At 32.7% G+C, this 2,933-nt stretch carries 3 protein-coding genes; 2 read left to right on the top strand and 1 reads right to left on the bottom strand.

The features are described 5' to 3' along the window. Positions 1-35: 35 nt before the first annotated feature. Positions 36-1,541, bottom strand: a complete 1,506-nt coding sequence (locus AC9UEH_RS09685) for a tetratricopeptide repeat protein (protein ID WP_509531202.1) — start codon at positions 1,539-1,541, stop codon at positions 36-38. A gap of 378 nt (positions 1,542-1,919) precedes the next feature. Here AC9UEH_RS09685 and AC9UEH_RS09680 point away from each other — a divergent pair, with 378 nt between their 5' ends. Both AC9UEH_RS09680 and AC9UEH_RS09675 read left to right on the top strand, forming a co-directional pair. Beyond that, the gene (locus AC9UEH_RS09680) at positions 1,920-2,654 is read left to right on the top strand and encodes a hypothetical protein (protein WP_509531200.1); all 735 of its coding nucleotides are present in this window, start codon (positions 1,920-1,922) and stop codon (positions 2,652-2,654) included. Beyond that, the coding region (locus tag AC9UEH_RS09675) for a hypothetical protein (protein WP_509531198.1) at positions 2,641-2,933 on the top strand (293 nt) is incomplete at its 3' end. The genes AC9UEH_RS09680 and AC9UEH_RS09675, both read left to right, overlap by 14 nt.

Below are 2,933 nucleotides of genomic sequence, written 5' to 3'. Positions count from 1 at the left end.
TGGTTGTTTTCCATAACGATGAATTTTGTGTATCGCTATTTCAGGACAAGACAGTAGTTTATTTTTAAATCGGTAATGTATTCAATAGTTTTTTTTCCTCTGTGTTTGGCAATTACTCTGGTAACATATTTTGTATTCGTATTCAACAAAATTGACATTCTTGTTAGGTTCATGTCTTTTTCTAAAAACCTGTTGTCGACTTCAAACTTCGCTAACTTTTTTATTATTCCTTCTTCAATATCCTGACTGATAACTTGTGCAACAGTTGTATTTACAATTTTTGGAACACCTGGTAATTTCGTATCGCGTTTCATTATTTCATCGAAAAGCTTTTTGTTTTTGAAGTGCTTGAATATTAAAAATGCGATAATTGAAATCAATAGGCAGATTATACCAAAAGCAAGTATAGTTCTGAACGTCATTGCATTTTCAATCTCTCGTTTGGACCTTGATAATTCTTTTGTATCGTATTCTTTGACTACTTTTTTTAGTAGGTATTTGTAATTTTGAGCAAGAATATTATCCACTTTTAAAAGTTGATCGATATAGAAAAGTTGTGATTCTGTATTTCCTTTTCGTTTGTAATAATCGATCAGCTTTTCATAACCTTCGCGTAAGTCTGGACGGATGTATTTTTCTTTTTTGAATATTTCATCTACTTTTTTAAAATAGGGTATCGCTTTATCTTTATGATTTAATGACCAAAAAGATTTACCAATGTAGAAATATGCCACAGATACATTGGCAAAATCTTCATTGTTTTGTATGGTTGGTAGTATAGCGGTTAATTTAAAAATGGCTGCCTGATAATTTTTCTTTCCGCATAAATTAATGCCTTCCGAATGGATGAAATACGGTTGCATTTCAATATTTTTTAATCTTTTCCCTTCATCAATACCAGTTTGGTTTGTAACGGTACACCACGCATAATTACCAATTCGATTGTAACATAAACCTAATGAATGTAATGAGTTGAGGTATGCTCTGTCATTTTCTTCCTTAAAATAATCAATACATTCTCTGAATAAACTAATTGCTTCATCATAAAAACCAAGGTAGGATTTAGTTTGTGCAATGCCGTATTTTAGTTTATAGATTGAATATTCATTGTTTGTTTTAGAAATATAACTATCTGCAATAATAAAATTATCTAATGCTTTGTTGTGTTCTTTTTTGCCATAATATACTGTTGCCTTGGTTAGATAGGCATTACCAATTAATAAGTCATTGTTAGTGTGTTTAGAAACTCTAATTATACTATCAGCATAATCTAAATGATATTTCTTATCTACCTGGTACATTATCGTTTTGTAAGCTAATATCATTTGCTCAAAGTCGTTCTGCTTTTTAGCTTTTTCTAACCATTTTTTTGCATATCTATTTGATTTAGCAGTATCGCTTCCAAATTTGAGAGCTGCTTGACTTAAATAATCGAAACTTTTTGAAGATAGACTGTCTGGAATTTTACCATATTTATCCTGAGCATCAATACAATGCGAAATTAGCAGTGCCAGAAATAGTAAGTTTTTTTTTATAATCATTTTAAGAATTTGGAACTTAAACAATTAAAAATGCAAAGGAATTATGGGGTAATGCGGTATTTTATGTGTATAAATATAAATAAAATATTTAAAAAAGCATTAGATATAGTGAGAAATTGAGAATATACTTTATTAAATGGTAATGTGTTAAATCGTTGTGTTTTATTATTTCTTTTTAAGTGTTTCATTCCCGAATTACACATTTTACATTCGGGAATGGCGTACCAGTTGGCTTGTGAGATGGGAATTAGGCACTTAGTTTTGCCTTGAATTCAAACGGTTTTGTTATGAGCAAAACCAAATCCTAGTTTAATTATCCCGGGCTAAATGAACTGATGAAAAAAAAGTAATCATTAACATTCTAACACCTTAAACCACATGAAAAATATACACTCATGCACACTAATTATTGCCCTTTTTATTATGATGAGTACAGGAATTGTATCTTGTAGTTCTGATAATGAAATTACAAATTCTGAAAATATCAATTCAACTTCCGCAAAGTATGTATCTTCCTTACCCGGAAACGATGCCAATCCTTATGATGAAGTTGGATGGCTTTATATTGAACTGTTTGATACTTATTATACGAATGGAAATTTGGGAGGAACCGTTTCTCAAATTGTAACTAAAGTGCAAACCATAGCTGATGCTAATGCCAATTTTGCTGCTATTAAAGGTTCACGTTATCAAAACGTTTCAAGCACTAACGTTTTGTATTTACTAGAACATCCCACTACTTGCGTAAATGATGTTATTTCTGCTTCCAGTATGTCAACTAATGGTAAATCAAGTTTGGCTGGTTTTGTTAATTTCTTTATCGGTTTTTTAGGTAAAGAGAGCGATTGTGATGTTATTTACCAAAAAGTGGTTAACTATGAGAACGAGGTATTGCTTAATACCGCATTAACTCAAACTGATAAGCGCATTATTTTCACTACAACCTCGGTTGCAAGGCATTCAGCTTATAGAATGACTAAAAAGCCAAAAAAGAATACTGACCCTGATTGGACAGTACTTATTGGAAACATTATTGCATCCACTGAAGGATCTGGATATGGTTCGGGTGAAGCTGCGACTATGGCTCTTGTGACTGGGATTGCTCAGAATTAGAGGAAAGAGGAAGCAAGAAACGGGGAGAAAAAAGCAAGAAGCAAGAAACGGGAAGAAAGAAGAAAGAAGAAAGAAGCAAGAAGCAAGAAACGGGAAGCAAGAAACGGGAAGAAAGAAGAAAGAAGCAAGAAGCGGGAAGCAAGAAGCAAGGAGCGGGAAGCAAGAAGAAAGAAGCAAGAAGCAAGAAGCGGGAAGCAAGAAGCAAGAAACGGGAAGCAAGAAGAAAGAAGAAAGAAGAAAGAAGCAAGAAGCAAGAAACGGGAAGCAAGAAACGGGAAG

The organism is Flavobacterium sp., from assembly GCF_040402835.1.
Lineage (GTDB): Bacteria > Bacteroidota > Bacteroidia > Flavobacteriales > Flavobacteriaceae > Flavobacterium.
The sequence above is the reverse complement of the archived record's forward strand: the minus strand, read 5'-3'. Positions and strand labels throughout refer to the sequence as shown.

Excerpts from the sequence above, each read along its gene's own strand:
- AC9UEH_RS09685 (WP_509531202.1), bottom strand. The coding sequence starts at position 1,541 with ATGATTATAAAAAAAAACTTACTATTTCTGGCACTGCTAATTTCGCAT.
- AC9UEH_RS09680 (WP_509531200.1), top strand. The coding sequence starts at position 1,920 with ATGAAAAATATACACTCATGCACACTAATTATTGCCCTTTTTATTATG.